The organism is Lysinibacillus sp. NPDC093190 (assembly GCF_050280425.1).
Classification (GTDB): domain Bacteria; phylum Bacillota; class Bacilli; order Bacillales_A; family Planococcaceae; genus Lysinibacillus.
Genome location: NZ_JBNNVG010000066.1, coordinates 1 through 2,963, shown reverse-complemented (window position 1 = coordinate 2,963; position 2,963 = coordinate 1). Strand labels below are relative to the sequence as shown.

The window sequence follows — 2,963 nt, the reverse complement described above, 5'->3', positions numbered from 1 at the left end:
TTTTGGTTAAGTCCTCGATCGATTAGTATTCGTCAGCTCCATGTGTCACCACACTTCCACCTCGAACCTATCTACCTCATCGTCTTTGAGGGATCTTACTTACTTGCGTAATGGGAAATCTCATCTTGAGGGGGGCTTCATGCTTAGATGCTTTCAGCACTTATCCCGTCCACACATAGCTACCCAGCGATGCCTTTGGCAAGACAACTGGTACACCAGCGGTGTGTCCATCCCGGTCCTCTCGTACTAAGGACAGCTCCTCTCAAATTTCCTACGCCCACGACGGATAGGGACCGAACTGTCTCACGACGTTCTGAACCCAGCTCGCGTACCGCTTTAATGGGCGAACAGCCCAACCCTTGGGACCGACTACAGCCCCAGGATGCGATGAGCCGACATCGAGGTGCCAAACCTCCCCGTCGATGTGGACTCTTGGGGGAGATAAGCCTGTTATCCCCGGGGTAGCTTTTATCCGTTGAGCGATGGCCCTTCCATGCGGAACCACCGGATCACTAAGCCCGTCTTTCGACCCTGCTCGACTTGTAGGTCTCGCAGTCAAGCTCCCTTGTGCCTTTACACTCTACGAATGATTTCCAACCATTCTGAGGGAACCTTTGGGCGCCTCCGTTACCTTTTAGGAGGCGACCGCCCCAGTCAAACTGTCCGCCTGACACTGTCTCCTGCCCCGCTAAGGGGCATGGGTTAGAATTTCAATACAACCAGGGTAGTATCCCACCGACGCCTCCTTCGAAGCTGGCGCTCCGAGATCTCTGGCTCCTACCTATCCTGTACAAGTTGTACCAAAATTCAATATCAGGCTACAGTAAAGCTCCACGGGGTCTTTCCGTCCTGTCGCGGGTAACCTGCATCTTCACAGGTACTATAATTTCACCGAGTCTCTCGTTGAGACAGTGCCCAGATCGTTACGCCTTTCGTGCGGGTCGGAACTTACCCGACAAGGAATTTCGCTACCTTAGGACCGTTATAGTTACGGCCGCCGTTTACTGGGGCTTCAATTCGCAGCTTCGCTTGCGCTAACCACTCCTCTTAACCTTCCAGCACCGGGCAGGCGTCAGCCCCTATACGTCACCTTACGGTTTTGCAGAGACCTGTGTTTTTGCTAAACAGTCGCCTGGGCCTATTCACTGCGGCTCTCATGCGCTTGCACGCTCAAGAGCACCCCTTCTCCCGAAGTTACGGGGTCATTTTGCCGAGTTCCTTAACGAGAGTTCTCTCGCACACCTTAGGATTCTCTCCTCGACTACCTGTGTCGGTTTGCGGTACGGGCACCTCTCACCTCGATAGAGGCTTTTCTTGGCAGTGTGAAATCAGGAACTTCGTCCATACGGACTCGCCATCACAGCTCAACGTTATAGTGTGCGGATTTGCCTACACACACGCCTTACTGCTTGGACGCGCATATCCAACAGCGCGCTTACCCTATCCTACTGCGTCCCCCCATTTCTCAAACGGTGAGGAGGTGGTACAGGAATATCAACCTGTTGTCCATCGCCTACGCCTATCGGCCTCGGCTTAGGTCCCGACTAACCCTGAGCGGACGAGCCTTCCTCAGGAAACCTTAGTCATACGGTGGACGGGATTCTCACCCGTCTTTCGCTACTCATACCGGCATTCTCACTTCTAAGCGCTCCACCAGTCCTTCCGGTCTGACTTCAACGCACTTAGAACGCTCTCCTACCACTGACATCGTAGATGTCAATCCACAGCTTCGGTGAATCGTTTAGCCCCGATACATTTTCGGCGCAGCGTCACTCGACCAGTGAGCTATTACGCACTCTTTAAATGATGGCTGCTTCTAAGCCAACATCCTGGTTGTCTGTGCAACGCCACATCCTTTTCCACTTAACGATTACTTTGGGACCTTAGCTGGTGGTCTGGGCTGTTTCCCTTTTGACTACGGATCTTATCACTCGCAGTCTGACTCCCGTGTATAAATATCTGGCATTCGGAGTTTGTCTGAATTCGGTAAACCGGGATGGCCCCCTAGTCCAAACAGTGCTCTACCTCCAGTATTCTCATCACGAGGCTAGCCCTAAAGCTATTTCGGAGAGAACCAGCTATCTCCAAGTTCGATTGGAATTTCTCCGCTACCCACACCTCATCCCCGCACTTTTCAACGTGCGTGGGTTCGGGCCTCCAGTAAGTGTTACCTCACCTTCACCCTGGACATGGGTAGATCACCTGGTTTCGGGTCTACGACCACGTACTAATTCGCCCTATTCAGACTCGCTTTCGCTGCGGCTCCGCCTTCTAAAGCTTAACCTCGCACGTAATCGTAACTCGCCGGTTCATTCTACAAAAGGCACGCTATCACCCATTAACGGGCTCTAACTACTTGTAGGCACACGGTTTCAGGATCTCTTTCACTCCCCTTCCGGGGTGCTTTTCACCTTTCCCTCACGGTACTGGTTCACTATCGGTCACTAGGTAGTATTTAGCCTTGGGAGATGGTCCTCCCGGATTCCGACGGAATTTCACGTGTTCCGCCGTACTCAGGATCCACTCAGGAGAGAACGAACTTTCGACTACAGGGCTTTTACCTGCTCTGGCGGACCTTTCCAAGTCGCTTCATCTAACTCGCTCTTTTGTAACTCCGTATAGAGTGTCCTACAACCCCAAGAGGCAAGCCTCTTGGTTTGGGCTCTTCCCGTTTCGCTCGCCGCTACTCAGGGAATCGATTTTTCTTTCTCTTCCTCCAGGTACTTAGATGTTTCAGTTCCCTGGGTCTGCCTTCAAGACGCTATGAATTCACGTCAAGATACTACGCGATTAAACGTAGTGGGTTCCCCCATTCGGAAATCTCCGGATCAAAGCTCACTTACAGCTCCCCGAAGCATATCGGTGTTAGTGCCGTCCTTCATCGGCTCCTAGTGCCAAGGCATTCGCCGTGCGCCCTTAATAACTTAACCAAGTTATTAAGCCTATAAAAAAACTTAAAAAAA

At 52.0% G+C, this 2,963-nt stretch carries 1 rRNA gene; it reads right to left on the bottom strand.

Going from position 1 to position 2,963, the window contains the following annotated elements:
* Positions 1-2: 2 nt before the first annotated feature.
* Positions 3-2,930, bottom strand: a 23S ribosomal RNA gene (locus ACQKOF_RS24940).
* Between the last annotated feature and the right edge of the window lie 33 nt (positions 2,931-2,963).